The organism is Spirosoma flavus (assembly GCF_054778555.1).
Genome location: NZ_BAAGZL010000003.1, coordinates 1 through 25581, shown reverse-complemented (window position 1 = coordinate 25581; position 25581 = coordinate 1). Strand labels below are relative to the sequence as shown.

Here is a 25581-nt window from a genome sequence, read left to right as displayed (position 1 = left end):
ATACCCCATAGATGACCATGCGTGTTTGATTCCATATGGTAAAGAGCGAATACCATCCTGGAAATTCGCTCTTTCGCTCTTTCATTCTTTCGCTCTTTATAAACTGTCGTACTTCTTTAGTAAAGATGCTGCGCCCTCTTCGGTTTTGAGGTTCAGCGAGGCTTGCTTAGCGAAGGCTTTCAGTTCGTCCTGATGGTCAGCAATGGCTTCGAATAAGGCTTTGTCCGACAGCTTAATTTTGGTGAGCGATTGGTCGGGATTCTGTAGAAAATACGTATTAGTTTCCCGGAACGAGTCGTAGCGGACACTATTTGAATAGGGATCTTTAAAATCGGCAGCTTTGAATTTCTTTTCGATGCGTTTCAGTAACGACGTTTTTCCCGTGTAAAGCACCAGAAAATAGCCCTGAGGTTGCGATTCCTGTGGGGATGTCAAATGACGGAATACGTACGTTTGCCCGTTGGCGTCACGGAACTGAAAGGATTTTACGGTTTCGGAGTTAACTAGAATGGAATCATTGCCCATCCAGGTACGTAGCAGCATTAATTGTTGACGAAAGGCATCGAATTTAATGGGAACATCCTTGTAATTCTGCCCGGCCGCCATCTCAATTTGCCCTTTGTTCCATTCAGGTAAAAAATAAGGTGTTCCGCGCAACCCTTCGTACCGATGATCGATGGTGTTAATGGCGGCCCCAGGTGCCAGGCCTACACCTGTTATATCAGCTGAACTTTGATACGTCTCATAACCGTTACGTCGGCTATTCGGATTGTCGACTACGGCCCGCCGAGGTTTGGTTGCCGACGTATCAGCCTTTTGAGCCATTACGTTAATGCCGATCAGTGTGAGCAACGAGAAGAGAACCAGGGTTTTCATGGGTGTGCTACGTAGAAAAAGGGATTTAGCATAAAACGATCATTACCATTATAAGCTATCATAACGTTTTAATAAGGCAACAGCGCCCTCTTCACTCTTCAGATTCAGCGACGAATTTTTGGCGAAGGTCTTCAATTCGTCTTTATGATCGCTGATAGCGTCGAGCAGGGCTTTGTCAGAAAGTTTGACTTTGATGAGCGTCTGATCGGGCTTAAGTAGATAGTAGGAAATGGCGTTCTGAAATTCGTCGTAGCGAATGTCATTTGAATACGGACTTTTGTAATCAGCCTGTTTAAAGGTTTTGGAAATACGTTTCAGCAGCGATGATTTGCCCTGATAGAGTACAAGAAAATACCCCTCTTTGGCCATAGTTTCCTCGGTTTTTACATCGGGATATCGCCGGAATACGTAGAGCTGACCAAGATTATCAGTAAATTGAAACGACTTTACCTGGTTAGGATTAACAATAATCGAGTCAGTGTTAGCCTGTTTACGTAGCAGCAGTAACTGTTGCTTATAGGCGTTGAATTTGATCGGTACGTTGCGGTAATTCTGTCCAGAAATAATCTCGATCTGACCATTGTTCCACTCCGGCAAAAAGTAAGGCGTTCCGCGCAATCCTTCAAAACGCTGATCGATAGTGCTCACCATCGTATAAACACCTGAGCCAATAATCTGATTGGTTGAGGAAATTCCTTCAAACGCGTTACGTTGCGCCGTAGTGGTGTTCGACGTAGGAGCCGACTGAATTTTGCTGGAATCGGGCTTTTGAGCAAAGAGGCTTCCCGCAAGACCGAGAAGAAAAGTGGCTGACAGCAGTACGTTCGTAAACGTCTTCATGGGAAAGTCAAGTTTCAGGAGACCACGTAAATTGAGAAGCTTGTCGGGTAACGACGTAACGAATGGTTTTATCGTTACGTCGTTACCCGACGATAAACAGTTTAATCTACTAACGAAAAATCCCGCTTCTTAACGTAGCGGGATTTTAAATTTACTAGTAGGCTGGATACTCATGCGGGAGTGTTACGTTGACGCGCTCCTGAACGGGCAATCCCTGTTTATTCATTTGTTCGATAAATGGGTCTGGATCAAGCTCTTCGCAGTTCCAGACGCCAGGTTTCATCCAGACGCCCGTGAGCATCAGCATGGCGCCGATCATAGCTGGTACGCCCGTCGTGTAACTAACTGCCTGACCCCGCACTTCGCGATACGTTTCGGCGTGGTCGCAGTTGTTCCAGATGAAGTACGTTTGTTCCTCTCCATTTTTTACGCCCTTAATCTGGCAGCCGATGCTGGTCTGGCCCGTATAATTTTCGCCGAGCGAATCAGGAGCGGGCAGTACGGCTTTCAGAAATTCCAGCGGTACGATGTCCATGCCCTGGAATTTGATGGGGTCGATACGTGTCATACCTACATTTTGCAGCACTTCCAGATGCGTCAGATAAGCTTGACCGAATGTCATCCAGAAACGAGCGCGTTTCAGCGTCGGGAAGTTTTTTACCAGCGACTCCAGTTCTTCGTGATAAAGTACGTATGATTCGCGTGGACCAATCCCTGGATAATCGATGGGTTTATGAATACTCATCGCCGGAATTTCGACCCATTCGCCGTTTTCCCAGTATCGGCCGGGCTGGGTAATTTCCCGAATGTTGATTTCCGGATTGAAATTAGTCGCGAACGCTTTGCCGTGGTTACCGGCGTTGCAATCGACAATATCCAGGTAATCCATCCGGTCGAAATAGTGTTTGTTGGCGTAAGCTGTGAACACCTGCGTAGCGCCCGGATCGAAACCGCAGCCCAGCAGCGCCATCAGACCAGCTTTCTCGAAGCGCTCTTTATAAGCCCACTGCCAGCTGTACTCAAATTTTGCTACGTCCTTCGGCTCATAATTGGCCGTATCCATGTAGTGAACCCCTGCTTCGAGACAAGCGTCCATAATGGGTAAATCCTGGTAGGGGAGTGCTACGTTAATGACCAGCACCGGATTGAACGACCGGATGACGGCTACCGTCTCGGCCACTACGTCGGCATCGACTTGTGCAGTCTGAATCGTTACGCCGTGCATTTCCTGAATTTCGGCTGCAATTCGGTCGCATTTTGCTTTCGTACGGCTGGCCAGCATAATCGACGTAAATACGTCGCTGTTCATCGCACATTTGTGCGCTACAACACTACCAACGCCCCCCGCCCCAATAATGAGCACATTCGCCATCTATCTAAATTTAATGGTTTGCATTTTTTACGGGCGCAAAGATAAAGAAAGTCGCCAAGTCGATACGTCTGTAATTAGTTTCAGGCATGGTTTTTAGTAAGCCTGATGAAGGATTAGATAAGTGCCCTTAGTACCTGACGCTACGACCAGAAAGGTCTGTAATGTTACTAATAGGGAAAAATAGGTACTGACAAGCTCATCTTTACAACATTCTTTTAGTATATTTGTTAAGTAGGCAAATATGCATTCCTCGACTAAATCGTTATGAAACTTATCTCCTCTTCAGATTCCTCCGATTCGTTTGAATTATCTATTCTTGGGTACGGTAAAACAACTACTACCTGGCGCGATCGCAACCGCCTTCAATGTCGTCTCTCTACGTTCTGGCGGCAAAAAGCAGATACACAGTCAGCCCCTCTGCAGACCTGGGAAGTGAAGCGGCTACTAAGCGGGTTACGTTCTCTCTGGAATAAGGCTTCTAACCGCATTACGTTTACTTTCTCTGAACCAGGCCTCAGTATGGAAGCTAAAACGATGCCTGAAAATACGTATCAGTTACAAATTCAACTAGGTCATTCACTGAAACCAGCCTGGCATGGATATCCGGATGTGCCAATGGAAGTAACCATTTTGTTGGATCGTAATCAGTTGGAAGAAGCAATTCATGATTTATCGGGACAAATGGCAGCGTATCCTGAAAGATAGTTTGGTAATTTAGATGTGACTACATTAATTTTCTGAGTCTATATATATAGAAGTTCTGCGATTCGTTAGCTGAACATATAAGTACCATTAATCGCAATTTGTTGGTAGTACAAACTTAATGTGGCTGATAGTCACTAGTCTTATCCTTGTGCTCCTGTTTTGGCGGCTATATTTTGATAAGATATACATAACTGTCATATTTGTTTCTCTATCAGCCTATTGGTGTATTTATAGGTATACACCATTGAATAAATCCTGAAATCCCTCTTTTTTAACCAAAAATATATTTCCTATGAAAGTAATTAAGCGTAGAAACCGCCAGATGACAATGGAGCGCATTCTACGGGCAATGGGCGACGTAATGGCTGAGCGAGGTACCGATAAAGCAGGTATTAATGCTGTAGCCGAACGTGCCGACGTAAATAAAGTGCTCATTTACAGGTATTTTGGTGGCTGGAATGGACTTCTGGAAGCGTATGTACAACGGGGCTTCTTCCTGTCGATGTTCAATGACAAATTTTTAGATTCCGTACCTGCTAATTTACCTGCTGAAAACCGGAGTAAAGTTTGGTCAGAATATACGATTCAGTTTATGCGGGAGTTCCGCGCTCGTAAATCGTCTCAGGAACTGATTCGTTGGGAAATGGCACATGGCGAAACCGAACTAGCTCGTCGTTTGGCTGAATTCCGCGATAATTCGTATAAAAGCTTGGTTTCTAAATTAGCTCCCTATAATGACTTTGACCCAATTGCGATCACAAGTCTGATGGTAGCAGCAGTAACGCACATCGTATTGAACAGTGCGCAACGTGATCATATCGGCGATATTGACCTTCGTAACGATGCAGGCTGGGAACGTCTCGAAACGGCTATTCGTCGGATATATTCAAGTCTGAATATTGCCCTCGAACGGGAAAATAATAAGAAAGAAGAGGCTGCGGTTTAGGTTTTGTTTGCATCCCATATATAGAAAAAGAAATAAGAAAACGCCAGGTAGCTAGGTATTCAGGCTGCTTGGCGTTTTCTTATTTCTTAAAATAACAAGTAATCAGTTGCCTGGATGTCCAATCTACTGATTCATTAACGATTCAATTTCGTCGGCTTCCAGCGGAATATTGGCCATGAGATCAATATTGCCGGATTCTGTAATCAATACGTTATTTTCCAGCCGGATACCGAGCGATTCCTCACGAATGTAAATGCCTGGCTCGACGGTAAATACCATTCCTGGCTCCATTTTTCGGTATTTGTTGCCCACATCGTGGACGTCGAGACCCAAAAAGTGCGACGTACCATGCATGAAATATTTCTTATAAAGGGGCGCATCCGGGTCCTGTTTGGCTACGTCATGGCTGTCCAGTAAGCCCAGACCGATCAGTTCGGATTCCATTAGTTTACCCACTTCACGATGGTACTCATCCCACAAATTACCAGGACGTAGCAACTGTTTTGCTTCCTTCATGACACGTAGCACGGCATCATAAACCGCTCGTTGGCGGGCCGTAAAGCGCCCATTAACGGGGATCGAGCGCGTCATATCGGCATTGTAATTGGCGTATTCGGCCCCTATATCAAGCAGTATTACGTCGCCATCCTTACACTGCTGACTATTAGCGATGTAATGCAGTACGCAGGCATTAGCCCCCGACGCGATGATAGGTGTATAAGCTACTCCTCGTGAACGATGGCGTAGAAACTCGTGCATCATTTCGGCTTCAATTTCGTATTCCCAAACGCCCGGTTTTACAAAACCAAGCAGCCGCCGGAACATTTTATCGGTAATATCGATAGCGGTTTGGATAAGCGGAATTTCGATCAATTGCTTTATAGCGCGTAGCTGATGCATCAGTGGAGCCAGTCGTTCCAGGCGGTGGAGTGGGTATTTCTGGCGGAAACTTTCAACGTAACGCGCATCCTGCGTCTGAACTTCCACCCCGGCGCGGGTATGTTCATTGGTGTTCAAATAGATATAGTCAGCCTCGAAAACCATCTGGATAAAAATCTGCTCGAACTGGGTCATCCAGTAAATCTGCTTCTGGGGGATGCCCGTTACGTTTTCCGCTTCGGCTTTGGTGAGTTTGTGACCTTCCCAGATTTCGATTAATTCGCTGGTTTCGCGCAGAAATAGCACTTCGCGAAATTTCGGATCTGGATGATCAGGAAATAAAACCAGCCGCGTTTCTTCCTGATCGACGCCAGTGAGATAGAATAAATCATTGTTCTGCCGAAATGCCATAGTGCCATCGGCATTCGTAGGCATAATGTCGTTGGCATTGACAACTACCAATGATTTTGGTTTTAAGAGAGCCGTCAGGCGTTGGCGATTCTGGATAAAGAGCTGGTTATCGATCGGGAGGTAACGCATACTGAAGATGAAGAAGACTCGTGTTTCTGATTAATTTTGCAAATATTAGCAAAAGCAATAAGAGTTTTTGCCCATTTCCTTGTTTTAGCAAATACTGATTCGGGTTTGCCCTGAATTGTTTTTGTCTGCCTAAACTAATTATGACGCTTCGCTTAACGACCCTGCTTTGCCTGGTTTGCCTTTCGGTGCAGGCACAAACAAAATACTGGATTCTCCTGCGTGATAAGGATGCTACGTCGGCTCCGGCCATATCGCAGCTGACGTTACAGCAGCGTCAGCTTCAAAATCTTCCGGTTGATGAGACGGATAAACCAGTTTCGGGGACGTATCTACGTCTATTAAAACAGGCTGGCGTTCAGCCTGTTTGCCAATCGCGTTGGCTCAATGCGGTTTCGGCTCGTTTGAGTAACGATCAATATACGCAGGTTCGGGCGCTGCCATTTGTGCAGGAAATTCGACCCATCGATCCGGCCATTGTTATTACGTCGATTGATTTGCCTGTTAAACCACAAATGGCCCCTGTAATGACACAGATTCAGGCACCTGATTTTGCCCAGGCGGGGCTAACGGGTCGATTTGTTAATGTTGGAGTTATTGATGCGGGTTTTTTTGGGGCCGATTCGGCTAATGCACTTAAGCATGTTTTCGCGCGGCAGGGCGTGAAACAGGTGCGCGACTACGTCAATGAGAAAAAGACGCACAGTAATCTGTTCCGCACGCTCGAAACCAATTCTGATTTCCACGGCACCGAAGTTTTTGCCGCCATCGCTGGTAGTGATCCTACCGAAAATATTCAGTTCGGCCTTGCCACCGATGCTACGTTCTATCTGGCACGTACCGATCAGGGAAACCGCGAATACCGGGGCGAAGAAGATAACTGGGTAGCCGCTATGGAGTGGATGGACAGCCTCGGAGTTCGGCTAATCAATACGTCACTGGGCTACGCCAAGGGAATGAGCAATCCAAAGGAAAATTACGAACCGAAAGAAATGGATGGGCACACCAGCCTGATCAGTCGGGCGGCTCAAATTGCTGCCGATAAAAAAGGAATTTTGATTGTGGTTTCGGCTGGTAATGAGGGGGAAGACCGTTCCTGGCGTATTATCAGTACGCCGGCAGATGCACAAGGCGTTCTGGCTATCGGTGCAACCAACGCCCGACTCTGGAACCGCATCGGATATAGCAGTATTGGTCCCGAGAATCTACCGTATCTGAAGCCAAACGTATCGTGTTTTTCGCTGTATGGTACGTCGCTTTCGGCCCCGGTGATTACGGGGTATGCCGCCTGTATTATGCAGGCTAATCCTAAATTGACCAACAAGGAAGTTATCGACATCATTGAAAAATCGTCGCATCTTTATCCCTACGGCAATAATTACGTCGGCTATGGGGTACCGCAGGCGTCGCGGGCGCTGGCGCTGCTACGTAATCAACCGCTCCCTACTACGTCCCGAACGGTGAAAGCTTCTGGAAAAACGTTCAGTCTGCCTCTGGAAACCAAAGAAACGGTGGTGTCAGTCTTTCACAAAAAAGATGCAACGCACGTACTGAATCAGGAAGCGGCCAAAGTGAGCGACGGAAAAGTGTCGCTACGTCGTTCGTCGGATGAGAAACAAACGACAATCGATCTGAAGAAAGAGGTAATCGAGGTGATCTGGGAGTGAAAATCGAGATGAAGAAAAATTAATTTCTGTTTCAGATTGAGCTTATGTGGCTGATATAGTTTTGCTTCCGTAATCAACAGTAAACAACAATTGACTATGGAAACCAATGCAAAAGTAATCGTCTTAGCCAGCCTTCTTGCCACACTAACCGCACCACTCGTTCATGCTCAGGATCAGGCACCTGTAGGACAGCCATCCCCAGCTATCGCACTGAATGCGCCAGATAGACCTTTACCCCCCGATGGTCCGGGTGGACGACATGGTGGGCATCACCGACCGGGGGGGCCAGACCAGCATGCAAGACCGGGCGGAATGCGCTCACGAGGCCTCACTTCGCTAACCACCGTTTCGGGAACGGTTGGCCAATGGGTTGGAAATGATGATGCCATTCTCAACGGATTTACACTCAATTCGGGGTCAACTACAACGACCGTAAAATTTCCTCCTCATTTGGGAGAAGAAGTGCAAAAGGCAGTCAAAACCGGAAGCACAGTTAGTGTTTCAGGGTATACCGAAACAACGCCAAAGGGAGAATCTTTCTTCCTGATGAACAGCCTGAACGCTGGCAAAACAACGGTCTCGAATACACCTCCCGCTGTTCCGACTGCACAACCCCAAACGCCAGCACTAACGACCGTTACCGGAAAAATCGTTGATTATCGACTGGATAGAGAAGGTCGAGCCAGCGGCCTGATTCTGGACGATAAAACAATTGTGAACATTCCCTCGCACGTAGCGTATCAACTTACGAATCTGGCCCAGAAAGGTAGCACGATTACCGTACAGGGGTATCCGAGAACGATACGTAGTGGTCAGGTACAATTGGAGAAACGTAACATTCTGCGTGCTTCCGTGCTGACAATCAACGGACAACAATATCTGGTTCGCTAAACAGTCAATTCATACCCTCTCCTGATTTCGCCGTATGAAAATTTTGGTGATTGAAGACGAACGCAAGCTAGCTCGATTTATCAAACAGGGACTTGAGCAGCATGGGCACGTCGCCGACCTGACTCATTCGGGTACCGATGGAATCGAGCTGCTTGCGGGAGGGCTTTATGATCTGGTATTACTCGATCTGATGTTGCCCGGCCAGACCGGTTTCGACGTATTGCAGAACATCAGAACGTTTGGTATGACGGTTCCGGTGATGATCCTTTCGGCCCTGAGCGACCCCGAAAAGGTGATACAAGGACTGGATTTGGGAGCTGTCGATTACCTAAGAAAACCGTTCGATTTTGGCGAGTTATTGGCTCGTATCCGGGTGCTGCAACGACGTACAACAACGGGCGATAACGTAGTATTACGTGCCGCCGACCTGGAAATGAGGCTGGTATCACATCGTGTGCTTAAAGCGAACGTAGCGCTTGAGTTGACTAATCGCGAATTTGCGCTGCTGGAATTGCTAATGCGTCGAGCGGGACATCTAGTGACGAAAAACGAAATTGCGGAGAAAGTCTGGTCGGCGGATTACGATATGGGTAGTAATGTCATTGAGGTACATATTTACCAGCTTCGTAAAAAACTCGATGCCATCGGAACGACCGGATTAGTCGAGACAGTTATCGGTAGAGGGTATCGGATGAACACGCCATGAAATTACGCAGTCGGATCGTATTGGCTATCACGCTGGTTTTTGCTACAATAAGTTTGCTGGCGGGCTGGTTCATGCTCGTTCGAGCCGAAACAAGTTTACAAATAGCGTTTGATCGGGCTGCACAAACGCGAGCTGATTGGTTGTTGTCGTTGATCAGCGTAGACCCCGTAATTCTGCCGGTTCCAGGGAGTAATGAGCAGATGCTCGTTCGCTATATGGCTTACGGGCAAACCCGCGAGTTATTTCGAAGTCCCGGGTATCCTACAGATGAACGTAGCATTCCATTTGCAGAAACGTATCGAGTTGTAACAAGTCAATCCAGTCCTGAGTCGGTGCCCGCTAGTGAAGTAGTCCTGAAACTGGGCGTGGTCGATAGCAGTTTGCGGCAAGATATCAGGCAAATACGTTGGATGTTTGGATTGGGCTGGCTGGCAAGTCTTTTACTGGCTTTTAGCGTTGGATTCGTAGTGGCAGGCTGGCTGCTACGTCCGATTCAACGTATTACTAACCAGGCAAATACGATTAATGATGCACTCTTTGTCGACCCAATCGAATTGCCTGATAGCCATGATGAGTTGTATAATTTGACGGATACGTTAAACCAGATGCTACGTCGGATCCGGGAAAGTGCTGAACAGCAACGAAATTTTTTCGGTGCGGCTGCTCACGAACTTCGAACGCCGTTAGCGGTCATGAAAACGGGCCTGGAAGTAACGCTCATAGGAGACTATAATCCCGAACAGGTCGATTACTTTTTAAAAGGCCAATTGGACGAAGTAAGCCGTCTATCTCGGTTACTCGACGAATTTCTAACGCTTAGCCGACCCGATTTTAACGAACAGCAACTTCATTATAAAGAAGTTCAAATCGTGAAACTAGTCGAAAAATGCATTGGCCAATTATCATCGATATCAGGCGAATATAACGTAGCAATTAGCCTCTGGTTTGGCGGAACAGATGGCAAAACGGTCGTGACCGACGCCGTTAAGCTTGAGCATATCTTACTGAACCTGATCGAAAATGCGATTAAATACGCAGTCGAGAAAAGCGCTATAAACGTTTATATAGAGTGTAATACGTCTTGGATGGTTCGTATTGAGAATCAGACAGGACGTGAGAGCGGGCTCACCGTTGACCTAACGCAGCCGTATTTTCAGGCTGATCCATTAAAAGACGGGCACGGGTTGGGGCTTTGGATCAGTGCTCGTTTAACACGCCTGCTCGGTGGGAATCTGGCGCTGAACTGGCAAAACTTCATCTTTTCCAGTACGTTACACTTACCGATATTACCCGTCAATCAGCAGTTAACCAGTTAAAAATGAAAGGAGTTTATTGTATTTTATTGCTCACGTTATCGAATGTGTTTATGACTTTGGCCTGGTACGGCCATCTTCAGCTAAAGCAATACCCAATGCTGGCCAAACTATCCTTGTTTGGCGTTATAATGCTCAGTTGGGGCTTAGCTTTTTTTGAATACATCTTTCAGGTTCCGGCCAATCGGATAGGTTCAGTAGAAACGGGCGGACCATTCTCCCTTTTTCAACTTAAAACAATTCAGGAAGCTGTCTCCCTGATTGTCTTCACATTAATTACCGTTTTTGTTTTCAAATCAGACAAATTGGCCTGGAATCACATAGTCGGTTTTGTTTTCCTGGTCGTTGCTGTGTTTTTTATTTTCAAGAAATGGTAATTTTTAAGCAATAAAGAGCACGAAGGATATCGTAAAGTGTCACAGAAAAACTCTGCAACCTTCTCAATATCCTTCGTGCTCTTTGTTGAATAAAATAAGTTTACAAGTATTTACCCTGACTCAGGTAATTCGTTACGTAGTCTGAAATGCCTTCTTCGAGTGTACAGAAATGCCGTTCGTAGCCTATTGAACGTAGTTTCGCCATATTGGCCTGAGTGAAATACTGATATTTGTCGCGAATGTCGACAGGGGTGTCAATGAATTCAATTTGTGGATCAAGGTCTAGACCATGGAAGGTATTAGTAGCCAGATCGAGGAATGTACGGGCTTTGCCACTGCCCAGGTTGTAAATGCCGGAGTTTCTTCGGTGATGCATCAGAAACGAGCAAACTTCGATTACATCTTTCACATAGATGAAATCACGCATTTGTTCACCGTCGGCAAATTCGGGGTTGTGCGACCGGAACAATTTCATATTGCCCGACTTTTTAATCTGATTATAGGCGTGGAAAATCACCGATGCCATCCGGCCTTTATGATACTCATTGGGGCCGTAGACGTTGAAAAACTTCAAACCTGCCCAGAAGAAAGGCTTACGATCCTGTTGCAGCGCCCAGATGTCGAACTCGTTCTTTGAATCACCGTAAGGGTTCAGCGGTTTCAGTTGCGGAATGAGTGCCTCATTGTCGTCGTATCCCAACTCACCCAGGCCATAAGTAGCAGCGGAGGAAGCGTACACAAGCGGAATCTGGTACTCAATGCAGCGATTCCAGATTTGCTTGGAATATTCAACGTTCAGGTGCTCAAAAATCTGGCGGTCAAACTCAGTAGTATCCGTGCGGGCGCCGATGTGAAAAATAAATTCTACATCCTGATAATTCTGATCGAGCCAGCCAAAAAAATCTTCCCTGTCGACACGTTCCTGAATACGTTTACCGGCTAGATTGGCTTCTTTTTCAGGATACGAAAAATCATCAACAGCAATGATGAAATTGAAATTTTCCTGATTTAGCTTACTGATTAAACAACTTCCGATAAAACCGGCAGCTCCCGTAACGATGATCATAAATTACTGGTCGTAAACGTGTTCTAAGTGGTAATTAGCGTAATATCAGGTCGGATGAAGTAAAATTGGCTGTAAAGATACGCCTTTTATCGGGTAGAAATGAATAGCGGATTTAGTGATTAATTTGTATTATTCTAATATTGACTTTTGTGTGTTTCAGCCATTTTGCATGAGTTAACTGTTTTATCCCGCGATAAGTGTTCGTACCTTTGTACCTTATTTTAAAAATGGCGTTTCTGGCAACCGCCCCATCTAAACCAGAAAAATGGTCTATATCAACAGAATTGAGCATTTTAATGCTGCTCACCGGCTCTATAATCCAGCCTGGTCAGAAGAACGTAATAAGGAAGTATTTGGTCCCTGCGCCAACGCAAATTGGCATGGGCATAACTTTGAGCTAATTGTAACGGTCAAAGGTGAGCCTGACCCGGATACAGGTTTTGTTATCGATTTAAAACTGCTAGGCGACATTATCCGGCGGGAAGTCATCGAAAAAGTTGACCACAAAAACCTGAATCTTGACGTCGACTTTATGCAGGGCAAAATGGCGAGCTGTGAAATCTTCATCATGCAAATCTGGAAGATTCTCGAACGGGCACTCGAGCCCGTTACCGAGGCTCATCTGCATCAGCTCCGTCTCTACGAAACCCCCAAAAACTTTGTAGATTATTATGGAGAATAGAATTAGTATATATGATGTATGAGATAGAATGTATTTGGTCTATTCAAATCATACATTCTACATCATACTTCATACATGAATTACTATCTCATTGCTGGCGAACGCTCTGGCGATCTCCATGGAGCCAACCTGATTCGTGCCATTCGGCAGCAGGATAGCGGTGCTACGTTCCGCGCTTATGGAGGGGAGCAGATGGAAGCGGCTGGCGCTACGTTGGTCAGGCATTATCGGGAGATGGCGTTCATGGGATTTCTGGAGGTCGTAAAAAATCTCGGAACGATACGTCGGATTCTCCGCGAATGTCAGGCGGATTTGCTTAAGCATCGTCCCGACGTATTGATTTTGATTGATTATGCGGGGTTTAATCTGCGGATGGCTCGTTTTGCCAAAAAACATGGCATTCGGGTGTTCTACTATATTTCGCCGAAAGTCTGGGCGTGGAATCAGCGTCGGGCGCTACGTATCAAAGCCAACGTCGATAAATTATTTACGATTCTTCCTTTCGAAACCGATTTTTTTGCTCGTTATGATTACAAAGTCGAGTACGTTGGCAATCCGCTGCTCGATGCGTTAGCTGATTTTCGTTCTGATGCTACGTTCGCTAGTAAATTAGAATTGGACAACCGCCCGGTTATAGCACTTTTGCCAGGTAGCCGTCGGCAGGAAATAACGTCCATTTTGCCCTCCATGCTGGACGTAACACGTCGGTTTCCGGATTATCAATTTGTGCTGGGGACGGTAAGCAACCTGCCTACTACGCTATACGATAGCCTGCTGATCGACTTCCCCAACGTGAAACGTGCTCAGGATGCTGCCTACGACGTATTGACTATTGCTACAGCCGCACTTGTTACGTCGGGTACAGCTACGCTCGAAACCGCGCTGCTGAACGTACCGCAGGTGGTCTGCTACAAAACAACGGGTATTTCGTACGCGATTGCAAAACGCCTGATTGCTGTACCGTTTATTTCACTGGTGAATCTAATTGCCGGGCGCGAAGTGGTTAAAGAGTTGATTCAAAACGACCTTACTTCCGATAACGTTGCCCGTGAATTGCAGGCCATTTTGCCGGATACTATTGGGCGAAAAGACATGCTGGCTGGCTATGCCGAAGTTCAGGCCAAAATGGGTGAACCCGGCGCTTCAGAACGAGCCGGCAGAAAAATGGTTGGCGAGCTGCAGAAAAAGCCACTGGCAACGTAGCACAATTATCACAGCGTATCATTTATAATAACCCCAAACTTCCCGACTTGCAATAACAGGCTTGTTCACGTTGGAGGGTACTATAAATTCGTCTAAAAGTGTGCGGTTGCCAAGCCGCTCAGCGGATAGCTGATTTACCGGAACGTGTGGTCCCGCTTTTTCTTTAACATTGACATACGTGAACGTAACAGGCAATACGTATTGCCCACGGTAGGCAGGATTGAAGTTTGGTACGTATTCAAACGCATTTTGAACAGCCTCTGTAAAACCAACCCCCTCATTTCCAGGACTTAAAATTTGGACATTTTTCACATTGCCCTGTTCAGTAACTTCAAATCCCATATAAACGCGTCCGTAAACCCCCTGATTCCAGGCCTGATTTGGGTACGTGATTTTGTCACGGAGCAACTGGGTAAAAATTGGATCATAGCGTAACGGTGGCTTGTTTGCCCGAATTGCTGCCATGAGCGTGTCGTAATACTGTAAGATTTTTGCTACGTCTTCTGTAGTCAGTTCTTTAGTAGAAATTCTGGATGCTATTTGCTCCGACTGCTCATATAGTGTCGAAACTAACGAGTTTTTTGAAAGGCTAATCAATTCGGGAGTCGCGTCGCCTTTCTGAATGTAATATTTCGTGTAATCCTTATAATAGCCTTTAACATCCAATGCTTTTCCATAACCAGAACTGTTACCGTAGGCTGGTTTTAATTGTTTACTGTAGCTGGCTAACAATTTTGTTGGACCGTGATGAATAATAGTTAGGAAGGCGGATTTATTGGGATGGCGAACGAATGAAACATCATCAATGGTAAATGCAGCAGGTGTCGCGATTTTAGCAGATGGGTCGTCGCTAAAACGGCATAACACTTCATTCGAGACTAAATTATAGGCCAGTTCACCGATCAGATCCTGTCCTTTTTCATCCAAGCGAATTTTACCCGCCTTCCACACTGGATACGTCAGAAAGGGGCTTCCCTGATAAATTATTTCGTTGTGTCCGCTACCGCTGGTTGGCGAGGAGTATTCGTCAAACCGAGTTAAAATATGCCCCTGATCATCTTTGTATACAGTATACTGGCCAAATGTTTCAGTAAAAGCAGCAGTTAAAATACAAACAGCAAGAATAATTCGGCGCATAAGGTGATAGACGTTATAATACGTACCAAGTAACAATAAAAGATAATAAAATCATAGAATTTGAATAGGTCGATATAATACATTTTTATTCTATTAACTCAGGATTTTGGCTCAAGACGAACAAGTATATGCATCATGAGACTGGCTAAAATGAGGTAGGTCGCTTTGTGCAGGATGGGGGTTTTGGGTACGTAAATGGGGTCGATTTCGTAGAAAAAAGCATAGATAAATAACCCGTGTGCAGCCAGTAACGTAGCAGTTGCTACCCATTGCAGAAAAAGTGCAATGGGCTTTGTAGCCTGTACGATATATAATCCAATACCCACTTCTATCAGACTGACAAGAAGGATAAAAATGTGCCGACTACGTAGCATAATCCGTAGTCCCATATCCATCAACTGTTTATCAGGATACGTGGTCCTCAAATAACGTCCGGTCCAGGCAAAAAATAGGAGGGATGATATGCCAACTCCCAGATAGATAAGCTGGAAATAATTGCGGTTCGTTCGCACGTAAATGGCTATTGATCATTCGAATAAAAAACTTTTTTAATCAAATTAAAACGCCCCAACCAAACGGCTGAGGCGTTTCTGTAATTGCTGTCAAAAAAGCTACACTGTTTGAATCCATCCGAATTCGTCAGCGATTTTGCCAGTACGTAAATCAGTCAGGTAATTTTTGACGCGAACCGCAAACGAATCTTCTGGCGAAAATTCGGGTAGCATATAATCTTTACCGTTATAACCAATCAGCGAGTAGGGCGAAACGACAACGGCAGTACCAGCGCCAAACGCTTCGGTCAGACGACCTGTTTCGATGCCGTTAATAACCTCTTCAATAGAAACCCGACGTTCTTCAACCGGAACGCCCCAACTCTGAGCAATCTGGATAATCGTGTCGCGGGTAACACCCTTCAGAATCGAATCCGATGTCGCGGGTGTAATCAGTTTTCCGTCCATGAAAAACATGATGTTCATCGTGCCCGATTCTTCGATGTATTTATGTTCCCGAGCGTCGGTCCAGATAAGCTGATCGTAGCCTTGTTGCTGAGCCATGAGCGTTGGATACATCGAACCGGCGTAGTTGCCAGCACATTTTGCGTAACCAACTCCGCCCGGTGCCGAGCGAATGTATTCCGTTTCAACTTTCAGTTTTGGCGGATTGGTGTAATACGCGCCAACAGGGCACGTAAAAATGCAGAAACGATACGTCTTCGAAGGAGCAACACCCAGATACGTATCGGTAGCGAACATATACGGACGAATATACAACGAGCTATCGGGCGTATTAGGCACCCAATCGGCATCGACACGTAGCAGTGCTTCCAGCCCGCCGATGAATACTTCTTCGGGCAACGTAGCCATGCACATCCGACGAGCCGACTCGTTCATCCGCTCAAAATTGGCGTACGGACGGAACAACAGCACCTCGCCAGCGTCGTTTTTGAACGCTTTCATGCCCTCGAAAATCGACTGACCATAGTGTAGTGACGACAGAGCAGGACTTAGCGTGAAGTTGTCGAATGGCACAATCATTTGATTTAGCCACTGACCGTCTACGAAATCGGCCACAAACATGTGGTCCGAAAAATGTTTTCCGAATGGCAGGTGATTAAAATCTACCTCCTGAAGGCGGGAGCGTTCCGCTTTCCGCAATTCAATTTGCAATACGTCCGTCGTCATAACACCTTGTGGTTAATGAGTTAGCCTATGGTTGCGTAGGCTGTGGCAAAGCTAAAAAATAAGATTGAGCAAATTTAGTTGTCAAGACAACTTTTTTTTTACGGTCTTATTTTTACCTACAAAAAGGTAGAAAATTGCTACGTTCGCGGCTTCCAGACTATCTCCGCTACGTTCAAATCCTGTGCCATCAATCGCCCTAAAACAAACAGGTAATCCGACAACCGATTGAGATAGGGTAGAATCAGTTCATCAACAGGCGACGACTGACTGAGGGCCATAACCAGCCGTTCGGTACGCCGGCAGACGGTACGTGCCAAATGGCAATAGGAAACGGATTCGTGGCCACCGGGCAAAATAAATGCATGCAGTGGTGCCAAAAGATTTTCCATCTCGTCAATGGCTTGTTCGAGTTGGGTAATATCTTCAGGTACAAGCACGGGTATGCTACGTCGGGAACCTCCAGGCGTAACCGATTTTTCGGGATCGGTGGCTAGCTCGGCACCGATGGTAAAAAGTCGGTCCTGAATAGTACCCAGTAGTTCCTTACGTGCTACGTTGATGGGCTGATCACGTAGTAAACCTATCCACGCGTTTAACTCATCCACTGTACCATACGCATCAATACGCGCATCGGCTTTACTGACCCGTCGCCCGCCAATTAATGCCGTTTGCCCTTTATCGCCCGTTTTCGTGTAAATTTTCATTGAATCCTGAGGAATGACCTATTGAAACAACGAAAATGCCCAATGAGTGTTCCAAACTAGATTCAATATTGGCTACTTCTCATTAAATGGTCCGAACTTGCAACCGTTACGTTATCACTTCGTTCTATTCAGTTCGTAAGGTCTTAACCGGGTTTGTCAGTGCGGCTTTTACGCTTCGAAATCCAACAGTTAGCAAGGCAACGACGAACGTAACGAGAACTGCCAGGATAAAAATGCCCGCGCCGAGTTCAATTCGGTACACAAACGTATTCAGCCACTCTCTCATGACCCACCACGCCAGTGGAGCCGCTACTATAAACGCAATCAGCAGCAGGCGGGAAAACTCTTTTCCAAATAACCAAAGAATGCTGGACATGCTGGCTCCCAGTACTTTGCGCACGCCAATTTCCTTCCTTTTCTGAGCCGCCATGAACGACACTAATCCGTATAGGCCCAGACAGCCTACGAAAATCGCGATGCCGGCAAACGCCTGAATGAGCCGAAGGAGCATGTTGTCTAGCTTATAAAGCCGGTCAATTTCCTCATCCAGAAAACGGTACGTATAAATGGAAGATGGATACATGGTTGTCCAGATTTTCTCAAAACTGGCTAGCGTTGTTTCTAGATTAGCCGGATTGACTTTTATAGCACAACTATTATAAGTATCGCTCCAAGTCGTTAGGCACAGGGGTTCAATTGCAACACGGAAGGACTTGAAATGAAAGTCCTTCATAACCCCGACAATGGTTCCTGGTCGGCCATTGATCGTTGCAGATTTACCGATTACGTCCTGTAGAGAAGCTAATCCAAGGGCTTTTACGGCCGCTTCATTGAGCAGGAATTCCCGAACTGTATCTGACGGATACAGATTACGTCCGGCCAGAATGGGTATCTTGAACGTAGGAATGTACTGATTATCGGCAGACTTGAAACCGATGGAAAAGTCTTCATTTTTCGGGCGTGAATCGAAGCGGATACCCGTGCTTGCCAGGAATTCGGATGTGGGCGGTGAATCGCAAAATGTTACGTTTGTTACGTCCGGAATTTCAGAAAGCTGTGCAGCCAACGTACTGATTGTAGCTTTTTTGTTATCGGCAATTGGTAGAATAACGGTCGCGTCTTTCTGAAAACCCATATCGGCCTGTTGCGAATAACGTAGCTGATTAGTAACGATCAACGTACCGATAATGAGCAATTGTGAAATAGCAAACTGTGTGACAACCAGACCTCTACGTAGCGAAAATCCACCAACCGATTGCTGAGAGAGCTTCCCTTTCAACGCCAGCACGGGCTGAAAACGAGCCAGAATCAGACCGGGATAGGAACCGGAACAGAAAATTACGATCACCAATAAACCGACTAAAAAGGCAAATAGATACGTATCCGTCAACGGATTAATGGCCATTTCTATCTCAAACCATTGATTGACAAATGGTATCGCCAGATAGGCCAGACCCAGCGCGATAACCATGGCAAATCCGGCAATTAAAGCTGTCTCGGTAATAAATTGCCAGAAAAGTGCGCCCCGCTGACTTCCCAATGCTTTCCGGACACCAATTTCCTGAGAGCGCCCAATTGCCTGCGCCGTCGCCAGATTTATAAAATTCACGCAGGCCGTTACGACCAGAAAAAAGCCAATCAGCGCAAATGTCCAGAGATTCTTTTTATCGGTATAGCCGCGTAGTTTCGGATTAAAATGAAAATCGGAGAGTGGCTGTAACTTAAAGTGAAAAATCTTCGCATTCGCTTTGTCATAGTATTTATCCGTAATGGCCGGAAGAATGGTTGAATCGACCATATCCGCTGACACACCCGGTTTGAGCCGGATAAAACATTGCAATTCTTTATTGAACCCTACCCACCAGTCTTTTTCAACCATCCAGGGTCTATGTTCCTGCAAATTGCCGTAAGGAAAATAGATTTCCGTGTGGAAGTCTGTGGTGGCTGGTACGTCCCGAAGAATACCGGTAACCTTGAAAACCAGGGAATTATCCAGCTTCAGGAGCTTGCCGATTGGGTCTTCGGTGCCAAAATATTTTTTCGCGATTCGATCTGTTATCAGGGCGGTGTTACGTTCCTGCAAAGCTATGCTGCCCTGAATCAGTGGGAAATTGAAGATGCGGAGAAAAGCGGGATCAGCGAATGCTACGTCTTCCTCAAACTTTTTTTCCGAAGCTGTGGAAATTACTTGTTTCTTCAAAAAACCGATACGTCCAACTTCCTCCGCTACGTCATATCCGCGTTTGAAAGCTTCTCCCATCGGATTCGGAACGCCTGTACTGTACGTAACTTTATCGGTATGTAGCTCTGTAAATATGCGATAGATGCGATCTCCGTTTGCATGGAACGTATCGAAACTCAGGTGGTATTTGACCAACGTGAAGATCAAAATGACACAGGCAATGCCCAGGCTCAGGCTCACTACGTTGATTAGCGTATAAGATTTGTGTCGGTTCAGTTTTCTGAAAGCGATTTTAACATAGTTGCTTAGCATGTCCATTGGATTTGGTTGTGAGTAATCAGAGGGTTTACTGTATTGGCGTGTAGATTGGGCCGGTTTGCGCCAGAGTCGGGGATGTAGCAGCAGCAGAATTTCCAATACATACAGCAGTCGGGCCGACGTATCGCCATATCGCTGTCGATACGTTTGGAACAATTCATACAAATCGCCCAATACTTCATCCCAGAGTTGAGGAGCCATAATGCGAGTCAGGAACCGCTCGGCCCAACGGGGCGGCTCCGTATGCTTCGACTGATACGTATTATTTTTTCGTTTCATATCAGATTGTCAAAAGCCGTTTTCGGAATACCGTCCCACAACTCATTTCGGATACGTCGTGCCTCCCGCAACGCCTGTTCACCCGCCAGAGTTATGGTAAACAAGCGTTTACTACGTCCTCCACGTTCAGCGGTAGGTTCACTGAAGCGGGAGTTGACTAGCCCTTTTTCTTCCAATCGCTGCATGGTTCGATGGACAAAGCCCAGACTAATAGGTCGATCCAAACGCTCGCTTAGTTCTTCCACTACGGCTACGCCATATGCATCATCGTAGAGTCGGGCGATGGTCAGGAGAACGATTTCCTCAAACTCACCAAGCTGGGTACCTTTCATAAGTTGGGATTACTTCTATAGTCATTGAAATTTATCTTTCCTCTTTGCATAGCAAATCAAAGACCAATAGGCTTTATCGCCTCTGCGTGCTGAAAAAAGCACATTTTGTATGTTCTGGTAAATTATTGTCGTCCGAAAACGGACGGAGAATTGTCCAAATGTGGACGGGGGCGATATGTATTCTGGTTAAATCAAGCGACGAATTTGTAGCCTGTTCCAAGTATTATCACTAGTCGAACGATGAGCGACTTTGTCAGCAGGACAAAAGTTCCTACGGAGAATAGTTCAACTAAAAAAGGGAGGTTAGCCTCCCTTTATTTTAATTATTCAGAAGTTTCTTTTTCTGGGCTTCGTATTCATCTTTTGTTAGTGCACCCGCATCTAAAAGTTGCTTAAGTTTTATTAACTCGTCCGCTACGCTTACAGTACCTGTAGCTGCTTTGGCGGAAGGCGTAACGTTTCGGAGGTTTGGAGGAGGTAGCACTTCGCCCGCTTCAATAGCATTATCAAGATCGGCATAATAACGTACCAACATGCCAACTCCGATTTCCGCGCTCATTTTAAAGCCCTGACGCTTAGTGCCATTTTGAGTTAAATCTTTAACGATTCCTCGCCTTCCCGCGTAATCTGACGGTAAGTACCGATACGTCTGCTGACCATTTACGTACCTCGGCATTTCATAGATGAACCCAAACTGTTTATTGGGTTGAGATGCTTTTCCGAAATAGAGTGTGTCGCCAGTTTTGATTACCCAGCCTGGTATCGCTGTTTTATAACCGTTGGCCAATCGATCCATATCCAACCGTTGCTCGCGTGCTTCATCTGCTGTTACAGGACCGCTCTGAGCTATGCTACTTAGTGTAATAAAAATGAAAAGACCTGCTGTTAGAACCGAGGTAAAACGTTTTGCCATTCTTTTTAGTCGTCTTAAAAAGGAGTTAGAGGATTGGTTTATGTGCTGTAAACGGATGTACAGCTGTAGCCGGTAAAGATAAATATGACGAGATTATAATTTTGAGTATGCGATTAAAATCATACTGTGAACACTTTATTTGACTCACGAACAAGTTTATGAAGCAGGAATAGCCACTGGTTACTGATATTCCGGATTGACACACGAATAGATTTTACTAGTAACGCCGTACCTTTGTATCAAAATAAAGTCGATAGTCGCTAATCATTAGTTTAATGCTAGCGTAAACCTCCTGATGACTGAAGACCAGTGACGATTGGCTATTAACTAAAATGAAAGCAGGTACTTTTTTTATCCGGGCGTGGCGAATCCTGTCCATTCTCGGTTTGTTGATTGCCTTATTCTCCAGCTATATTTCGTATCCCGATGAAGTTGCTGTTCGTTTCGATGACCTCAAGCAGCCTATTCAAACGGTTGATCGTGAGGTGATTTTCTACATAGCTATCGGCATTTTTCTTCTGAGTAATACGCTCATAAACGTAGTAGCCCGGCTTTTTCCGCGCGTTCCAACTCCTCAGATTCCAGTTCCGAATCAGTCTATGTGGGCCAGTCACCGCACACAACTTAATGAGGTATTTAAGAATTGGTTTCAGGCCTTGATGGCTGCCATTAATACGATACTGGCGCTGGGATTACTGGTTTTATCGCTGCTTAATCGCTCGGATCGGAGTATGCAGTCTTACGATTACGCCTGGTTATTGCCGGTTAGTACGGCTATTCTGGTAGCTGTTCTACTGCTGTTGCCCGTTCAGCTGTACATGAAGCCGAGTACTGATGACTGACAATAAGGAGCTGTTGCTGAGTCAGTTTCAGTATGACCTTCCTGACGAACGTATCGCCCGGTTTCCGCCGGAGCAGCGCGATACGTCGAAATTATTGGTCTATCGTAGCGGTCAGGTTAGCCATCATCAGTTTACTGAACTGCCCAAGTTGCTTCCACCGGGTAGCTTTCTGGTATTTAATAATACGAAGGTGATTCCGGCGCGGCTGCACTTCACAAAACCCACCGGCGCTCACATCGAATTGTTTTTGCTTAATCCGTTTCCCTCTGATTTACCGATAAGTCAGGCAATGGAAGCAACGAGTTCGGCGGTCTGGCAGGTAATGGTTGGGAACCGCAAACGCTGGAAACGGGACGAGTCGCTGACGCTGCAAGGAGCAGAAGATATAGAACATCGGGAACGTAGCATTGCCTTGGGCGGGTTTGAAATTACCGCTAGCTGGGAAGATTATGAACAGTCTTTGATACGTTTGAGTTGGCTGCCTGCTGAGTTAACATTCGCCCAGATTGTTCAATACGCTGGCGAAATTCCGTTGCCGCCATACCTGAAACGTAGCGCTACCGACGCTGACCGCACTACGTATCAAACGATTTACTCGAAAGAAGAAGGGGCAGTTGCGGCACCTACGGCGGGTCTTCATTTTACACCTGCTGTTTTTGACTCGCTACGTTCCAAAGGTGTTACGTCAGATTATTTGACCTTACACGTTGGTGCTGGTACGTTCCAGCCCATCAAAACCGACAATGTCCGAGAGCATCACATGCACACCGAGCAGGTCGTTTATACAAAAGATAATATCCAGAATCTTCTGAACCATCTCGACACGATAATTGCGGTTGGCACTACGTCGATGCGGGCGCTGGAAAGCTTATACTGGATAGGCGTTCGGTTGCTACGTGATGAACCGAATCCGTTTCTATTGGATCAGCATTATGCCTATCAACTTCCGGTAGAAGAGCAACCAACGGTTAAGGAGGCTTTACAGGCAGTAATGCACTACGTCATATCGGCTCAGCAAGAATCGGTTGTAGCGCACACCGGTATATACGTAACGCCCGGTTATGCATTTAAGCTTTGTAAAGGAATCATAACGAACTTCCACCAACCCGGCTCTACGTTGATTTTACTTATTGCTGCTTTGATTGGTAATGACTGGAGGAAAGTTTACGACGAAGCTTTGCAAAAAGGATATCGTTTCCTGAGTTACGGTGATTCGTCCCTGCTTTTGCCATAAACCACTACTTTTGCAACAAAATTTAGAGAGTGTAAGAGCGAAAGAGGGCAAGTGCGAATACGATTCGTCTTCTCAAACCGCTCTTTCGCTCTTGCATTCTTTCGCTCTTTATGAATTTTATTGAAGAACTCCGCTGGCGAGGTATGTTGAACGACATGACCCCCGGCACGGAAGAACAGTTTCAAAAAGAAATGACGGCAGGCTATATCGGTTTTGATCCCACGGCTGCGTCACTTCATATTGGTAATCTGGCAACCATTATGCTCCTGGTGCATTTACAGCGGGCGGGTCACAAGCCATTTGCGTTAGTTGGTGGCGCGACAGGCATGATTGGGGATCCATCGGGCCGTTCTACCGAGCGTGATTATTTATCTGAGGAAACACTACGTCGAAATCAGGAAGGAATTCGATCACAACTGACTCGCTTTCTCGATTTTGATTCTGGCGAAAATGCGGCTGAGATGGTCAACAATTACGACTGGTTTAAGGAAATGACATTCCTTGATTTTCTGCGCGAAGCCGGTCAGCACCTTACCGTCAATTACATGGTCGCCAAAGACTCGGTAAAAAAACGGCTGGAAACCGGATTGTCGTTTATGGAATTTTCGTATCAGTTGCTTCAGGGATACGACTTTTACTGGCTCTACAAAAACAAAGGCGTTCGTTTACAAATGGGCGGTTCTGATCAGTGGGGGAATATCACGACGGGTACAGAATTGATTCGACGTAAGGAAGGCCGTGAAGAATACCATGCATATGCTCTAACAACGCCCCTCATTACCAAGGCTGACGGAACTAAGTTTGGTAAATCGGCAGGTGGAAATGTATGGCTTGACCCAGCCATGACGTCGCCGTATCAGTTTTACCAGTTCTGGCTAAATGCAGCTGATGAAGATTGCGGACGTTTCATACGTGTATTTACACTCTTGAATCGCGAAGAAATCGAAGACCTGGAGCGCCAGCATCAGGAAGCCCCTCATTTGCGTATTCTGCAAAAAGCGATTGCCAAGGACGTAACGATACGCGTGCATTCGCAGGCTGGATACGATCTAGCAGTTAAAGCTTCAGACGTATTATTCGGAAAAGCGACGCTCGATACATTACGTTCTATACAAATTGACGAGTTCGATACAATTTTCGATGGCGTACCACAGACTGAGATTTCAGCAGAAGAACTGGCCAATAGCAAAGACATTACGGATTTATTATCGGTAGCGAGTAGGGGAGAAGTGTATGCTTCAAAAGGGGAAGCTCGTCGGGCAATCACACAAAATGCGGTAAGTATTAATAAAACGAAGATAGCTGATCCCGCTGCTACATTGGCCTTAGAGTGGCTTCAGGGCCGCTATATTCTAGTTTCGAAAGGGAAGAAAAATCACCTGCTGAAAAAAGTTTAAGAAATTTTCTATGTGTAAGTGATTGACGTTGGGGGGCTTACCAAATATTCTTTGGCAGGCTCCCCACTATTTTCAACCCACCCCTTGACAAAGCCAATTCAGCCCCCTACCTTTGCAGTCCCAATTCACTAAAACAATTCACAAACCAGCGGTAACCCGCTCAGCGTGAAGCAGTTAACTAGTTAGGCGGGACAAGTGAACTAGAAAAAATATTTTCACTTTCACTTGACAAACGGATAAAAAAGTAGTAATTTTGCATCCGCATTCAGAGAAAGACACCGCAAGATAAGTTTCTTGCTCTACTTTTCTCACCTTGCCGCAGGCCAACGGGCCGGGCAACTTGTTCTTTGACAAACGGGATATCACTAGAAGCACACAACCGATGTTGAGTTCGCTCAACCGGTTAAAAACACAGTATTTGGATTTATCCGGATACACAATTATTTACGATGGAGAGTTTGATCCTGGCTCAGGATGAACGCTAGCGGCAGGCCTAATACA

The 25581-nt window shown here is 45.9% G+C and carries 25 protein-coding genes; 13 read left to right on the top strand and 12 right to left on the bottom strand.

What is annotated here, in order from left to right; genetic code table 11:
* Positions 1 to 96 precede the first annotated feature (96 nt).
* Entirely contained in the window at positions 97 to 876 is a 780-nt protein-coding gene (locus tag ACYVF1_RS16730) for a hypothetical protein (protein ID WP_461080833.1), read from the bottom strand.
* 48 nt (positions 877 to 924) lie between these two features.
* Complete coding sequence (locus ACYVF1_RS16725; protein ID WP_461080831.1) at positions 925 to 1716, bottom strand: hypothetical protein; 792 nt, start codon at positions 1714 to 1716, stop codon at positions 925 to 927.
* Between ACYVF1_RS16725 and ACYVF1_RS16720 the strand changes: the two genes are divergently transcribed.
* Entirely contained in the window at positions 1715 to 1849 is a 135-nt protein-coding gene (locus ACYVF1_RS16720; RefSeq protein WP_461080829.1) for a hypothetical protein, read from the top strand. The genes ACYVF1_RS16725 and ACYVF1_RS16720 overlap by 2 nt on opposite strands.
* 21 nt (positions 1850 to 1870) lie before the next feature.
* On the opposite strand, the gene ACYVF1_RS16715 is transcribed toward ACYVF1_RS16720, so the two are convergent.
* The gene (locus ACYVF1_RS16715) at positions 1871 to 3088 is read right to left on the bottom strand and encodes a saccharopine dehydrogenase family protein (RefSeq protein ID WP_461080827.1); all 1218 of its coding nucleotides are present in this window, start codon (positions 3086 to 3088) and stop codon (positions 1871 to 1873) included.
* Positions 3089 to 3352: 264 nt separating this feature from the next.
* Here ACYVF1_RS16715 and ACYVF1_RS16710 point away from each other — a divergent pair, with 264 nt between their 5' ends.
* Together ACYVF1_RS16710 and ACYVF1_RS16705 are read left to right on the top strand one after the other, a co-directional pair.
* Positions 3353 to 3793 carry a WapI family immunity protein gene (locus ACYVF1_RS16710; protein WP_461080825.1) on the top strand — a complete coding sequence of 147 codons (441 nt, stop codon included), beginning with the start codon at positions 3353 to 3355 and terminating at the stop codon, positions 3791 to 3793.
* 292 nt (positions 3794 to 4085) lie between these two features.
* Positions 4086 to 4739, top strand: a complete 654-nt coding sequence (locus tag ACYVF1_RS16705) for a TetR/AcrR family transcriptional regulator (RefSeq protein WP_461080823.1) — start codon at positions 4086 to 4088, stop codon at positions 4737 to 4739.
* 123 nt (positions 4740 to 4862) lie between these two features.
* Here the strand turns inward: ACYVF1_RS16705 and ACYVF1_RS16700 are convergent, their stop codons facing one another.
* Positions 4863 to 6158 carry an aminopeptidase P N-terminal domain-containing protein gene (locus ACYVF1_RS16700; RefSeq protein WP_461080821.1) on the bottom strand — a complete coding sequence of 432 codons (1296 nt, stop codon included), beginning with the start codon at positions 6156 to 6158 and terminating at the stop codon, positions 4863 to 4865.
* Positions 6159 to 6298: 140 nt separating this feature from the next.
* Here ACYVF1_RS16700 and ACYVF1_RS16695 point away from each other — a divergent pair, with 140 nt between their 5' ends.
* The 5 genes from ACYVF1_RS16695 to ACYVF1_RS16675 all read left to right on the top strand — a co-directional run bounded on the left by ACYVF1_RS16695 (position 6299) and on the right by ACYVF1_RS16675 (position 11109).
* Complete coding sequence (locus ACYVF1_RS16695; protein WP_461080819.1) at positions 6299 to 7822, top strand: S8 family serine peptidase; 1524 nt, start codon at positions 6299 to 6301, stop codon at positions 7820 to 7822.
* A 96-nt stretch (positions 7823 to 7918) separates the two neighbouring features.
* Positions 7919 to 8713 carry a hypothetical protein gene (locus ACYVF1_RS16690; RefSeq protein WP_461080817.1) on the top strand — a complete coding sequence of 265 codons (795 nt, stop codon included), beginning with the start codon at positions 7919 to 7921 and terminating at the stop codon, positions 8711 to 8713.
* 34 nt (positions 8714 to 8747) lie between these two features.
* The gene (locus ACYVF1_RS16685; RefSeq protein ID WP_461080815.1) at positions 8748 to 9419 is read left to right on the top strand and encodes a response regulator transcription factor; all 672 of its coding nucleotides are present in this window, start codon (positions 8748 to 8750) and stop codon (positions 9417 to 9419) included.
* On the top strand, positions 9416 to 10735 hold the full coding sequence (locus ACYVF1_RS16680; RefSeq protein WP_461080813.1) for a HAMP domain-containing sensor histidine kinase: 1320 nt from the start codon (positions 9416 to 9418) through the stop codon (positions 10733 to 10735). Before ACYVF1_RS16685 ends, ACYVF1_RS16680 begins: the two co-directional genes overlap by 4 nt.
* A gap of 2 nt (positions 10736 to 10737) precedes the next feature.
* Complete coding sequence (locus ACYVF1_RS16675; RefSeq protein WP_461080811.1) at positions 10738 to 11109, top strand: DMT family protein; 372 nt, start codon at positions 10738 to 10740, stop codon at positions 11107 to 11109.
* Positions 11110 to 11209: 100 nt separating this feature from the next.
* Here ACYVF1_RS16675 and rfaD read toward each other — a convergent pair whose 3' ends face one another.
* Positions 11210 to 12175, bottom strand: a complete 966-nt coding sequence (gene rfaD / locus ACYVF1_RS16670; protein WP_461080809.1) for an ADP-glyceromanno-heptose 6-epimerase — start codon at positions 12173 to 12175, stop codon at positions 11210 to 11212.
* A 265-nt stretch (positions 12176 to 12440) separates the two neighbouring features.
* Between rfaD and ACYVF1_RS16665 the strand changes: the two genes are divergently transcribed.
* Both ACYVF1_RS16665 and lpxB read left to right on the top strand, forming a co-directional pair.
* Positions 12441 to 12857, top strand: coding sequence for a 6-pyruvoyl trahydropterin synthase family protein (locus tag ACYVF1_RS16665; RefSeq protein ID WP_461080807.1), 417 nt, complete (start codon positions 12441 to 12443; stop codon positions 12855 to 12857).
* A 75-nt stretch (positions 12858 to 12932) separates the two neighbouring features.
* A complete protein-coding gene (gene lpxB / locus ACYVF1_RS16660; protein ID WP_461080805.1) occupies positions 12933 to 14060 on the top strand; it encodes a lipid-A-disaccharide synthase in 1128 nt (375 codons plus the stop codon).
* An 18-nt stretch (positions 14061 to 14078) separates the two neighbouring features.
* Here lpxB and ACYVF1_RS16655 read toward each other — a convergent pair whose 3' ends face one another.
* From ACYVF1_RS16655 to ACYVF1_RS16625, 7 genes are all read right to left on the bottom strand, one after another.
* Positions 14079 to 15197: an energy transducer TonB gene (locus ACYVF1_RS16655; protein ID WP_461080803.1), complete on the bottom strand. Its 1119-nt coding sequence runs from the start codon at positions 15195 to 15197 to the stop codon at positions 14079 to 14081.
* Between the two features lie 98 nt (positions 15198 to 15295).
* Entirely contained in the window at positions 15296 to 15709 is a 414-nt protein-coding gene (locus tag ACYVF1_RS16650; RefSeq protein WP_461080801.1) for a hypothetical protein, read from the bottom strand.
* A 99-nt stretch (positions 15710 to 15808) separates the two neighbouring features.
* Positions 15809 to 16879 (bottom strand): branched-chain amino acid aminotransferase, encoded by a 1071-nt coding sequence (locus ACYVF1_RS16645; protein ID WP_461080799.1) that lies wholly within the window; start codon positions 16877 to 16879, stop codon positions 15809 to 15811.
* Between the two features lie 137 nt (positions 16880 to 17016).
* A complete protein-coding gene (locus ACYVF1_RS16640; protein WP_461080797.1) occupies positions 17017 to 17583 on the bottom strand; it encodes a cob(I)yrinic acid a,c-diamide adenosyltransferase in 567 nt (188 codons plus the stop codon).
* Positions 17584 to 17707: 124 nt separating this feature from the next.
* The gene (locus ACYVF1_RS16635; RefSeq protein WP_461080795.1) at positions 17708 to 20362 is read right to left on the bottom strand and encodes an ABC transporter permease; all 2655 of its coding nucleotides are present in this window, start codon (positions 20360 to 20362) and stop codon (positions 17708 to 17710) included.
* Positions 20359 to 20694, bottom strand: coding sequence for a PadR family transcriptional regulator (locus ACYVF1_RS16630; RefSeq protein WP_461080793.1), 336 nt, complete (start codon positions 20692 to 20694; stop codon positions 20359 to 20361). The genes ACYVF1_RS16635 and ACYVF1_RS16630 overlap by 4 nt, the downstream gene beginning before the upstream one ends.
* Before the next feature lie 319 nt (positions 20695 to 21013).
* Positions 21014 to 21607, bottom strand: coding sequence for an SHOCT domain-containing protein (locus tag ACYVF1_RS16625; protein WP_461080791.1), 594 nt, complete (start codon positions 21605 to 21607; stop codon positions 21014 to 21016).
* 332 nt (positions 21608 to 21939) lie between these two features.
* Between ACYVF1_RS16625 and ACYVF1_RS16620 the strand changes: the two genes are divergently transcribed.
* The 3 genes from ACYVF1_RS16620 to tyrS all read left to right on the top strand — a co-directional run bounded on the left by ACYVF1_RS16620 (position 21940) and on the right by tyrS (position 25080).
* Entirely contained in the window at positions 21940 to 22449 is a 510-nt protein-coding gene (locus ACYVF1_RS16620; RefSeq protein ID WP_461080789.1) for a hypothetical protein, read from the top strand.
* A complete protein-coding gene (locus ACYVF1_RS16615) occupies positions 22442 to 23683 on the top strand; it encodes an S-adenosylmethionine:tRNA ribosyltransferase-isomerase (protein WP_461080787.1) in 1242 nt (413 codons plus the stop codon). The genes ACYVF1_RS16620 and ACYVF1_RS16615 overlap by 8 nt, the downstream gene beginning before the upstream one ends.
* A gap of 110 nt (positions 23684 to 23793) precedes the next feature.
* Positions 23794 to 25080 carry a tyrosine--tRNA ligase gene (gene tyrS / locus ACYVF1_RS16610; protein ID WP_461080785.1) on the top strand — a complete coding sequence of 429 codons (1287 nt, stop codon included), beginning with the start codon at positions 23794 to 23796 and terminating at the stop codon, positions 25078 to 25080.
* The last annotated feature ends 501 nt before the right edge of the window (positions 25081 to 25581 follow it).

Excerpts from the sequence above, each read along its gene's own strand:
- ACYVF1_RS16730 (WP_461080833.1), bottom strand. The coding sequence starts at position 876 with ATGAAAACCCTGGTTCTCTTCTCGTTGCTCACACTGATCGGCATTAAC.
- ACYVF1_RS16720 (WP_461080829.1), top strand. The coding sequence starts at position 1,715 with ATGGGAAAGTCAAGTTTCAGGAGACCACGTAAATTGAGAAGCTTGTCG.
- ACYVF1_RS16725 (WP_461080831.1), bottom strand. The coding sequence starts at position 1,716 with ATGAAGACGTTTACGAACGTACTGCTGTCAGCCACTTTTCTTCTCGGT.
- ACYVF1_RS16715 (WP_461080827.1), bottom strand. The coding sequence starts at position 3,088 with ATGGCGAATGTGCTCATTATTGGGGCGGGGGGCGTTGGTAGTGTTGTA.
- ACYVF1_RS16710 (WP_461080825.1), top strand. The coding sequence starts at position 3,353 with ATGAAACTTATCTCCTCTTCAGATTCCTCCGATTCGTTTGAATTATCT.
- ACYVF1_RS16705 (WP_461080823.1), top strand. The coding sequence starts at position 4,086 with ATGAAAGTAATTAAGCGTAGAAACCGCCAGATGACAATGGAGCGCATT.
- ACYVF1_RS16700 (WP_461080821.1), bottom strand. The coding sequence starts at position 6,158 with ATGCGTTACCTCCCGATCGATAACCAGCTCTTTATCCAGAATCGCCAA.
- ACYVF1_RS16695 (WP_461080819.1), top strand. The coding sequence starts at position 6,299 with ATGACGCTTCGCTTAACGACCCTGCTTTGCCTGGTTTGCCTTTCGGTG.
- ACYVF1_RS16690 (WP_461080817.1), top strand. The coding sequence starts at position 7,919 with ATGGAAACCAATGCAAAAGTAATCGTCTTAGCCAGCCTTCTTGCCACA.
- ACYVF1_RS16685 (WP_461080815.1), top strand. The coding sequence starts at position 8,748 with ATGAAAATTTTGGTGATTGAAGACGAACGCAAGCTAGCTCGATTTATC.
- ACYVF1_RS16680 (WP_461080813.1), top strand. The coding sequence starts at position 9,416 with ATGAAATTACGCAGTCGGATCGTATTGGCTATCACGCTGGTTTTTGCT.
- ACYVF1_RS16675 (WP_461080811.1), top strand. The coding sequence starts at position 10,738 with ATGAAAGGAGTTTATTGTATTTTATTGCTCACGTTATCGAATGTGTTT.
- rfaD (WP_461080809.1), bottom strand. The coding sequence starts at position 12,175 with ATGATCATCGTTACGGGAGCTGCCGGTTTTATCGGAAGTTGTTTAATC.
- ACYVF1_RS16665 (WP_461080807.1), top strand. The coding sequence starts at position 12,441 with ATGGTCTATATCAACAGAATTGAGCATTTTAATGCTGCTCACCGGCTC.
- lpxB (WP_461080805.1), top strand. The coding sequence starts at position 12,933 with ATGAATTACTATCTCATTGCTGGCGAACGCTCTGGCGATCTCCATGGA.
- ACYVF1_RS16655 (WP_461080803.1), bottom strand. The coding sequence starts at position 15,197 with ATGCGCCGAATTATTCTTGCTGTTTGTATTTTAACTGCTGCTTTTACT.
- ACYVF1_RS16645 (WP_461080799.1), bottom strand. The coding sequence starts at position 16,879 with ATGACGACGGACGTATTGCAAATTGAATTGCGGAAAGCGGAACGCTCC.
- ACYVF1_RS16640 (WP_461080797.1), bottom strand. The coding sequence starts at position 17,583 with ATGAAAATTTACACGAAAACGGGCGATAAAGGGCAAACGGCATTAATT.
- ACYVF1_RS16635 (WP_461080795.1), bottom strand. The coding sequence starts at position 20,362 with ATGAAACGAAAAAATAATACGTATCAGTCGAAGCATACGGAGCCGCCC.
- ACYVF1_RS16630 (WP_461080793.1), bottom strand. The coding sequence starts at position 20,694 with ATGAAAGGTACCCAGCTTGGTGAGTTTGAGGAAATCGTTCTCCTGACC.
- ACYVF1_RS16625 (WP_461080791.1), bottom strand. The coding sequence starts at position 21,607 with ATGGCAAAACGTTTTACCTCGGTTCTAACAGCAGGTCTTTTCATTTTT.
- ACYVF1_RS16620 (WP_461080789.1), top strand. The coding sequence starts at position 21,940 with ATGAAAGCAGGTACTTTTTTTATCCGGGCGTGGCGAATCCTGTCCATT.
- ACYVF1_RS16615 (WP_461080787.1), top strand. The coding sequence starts at position 22,442 with ATGACTGACAATAAGGAGCTGTTGCTGAGTCAGTTTCAGTATGACCTT.
- tyrS (WP_461080785.1), top strand. The coding sequence starts at position 23,794 with ATGAATTTTATTGAAGAACTCCGCTGGCGAGGTATGTTGAACGACATG.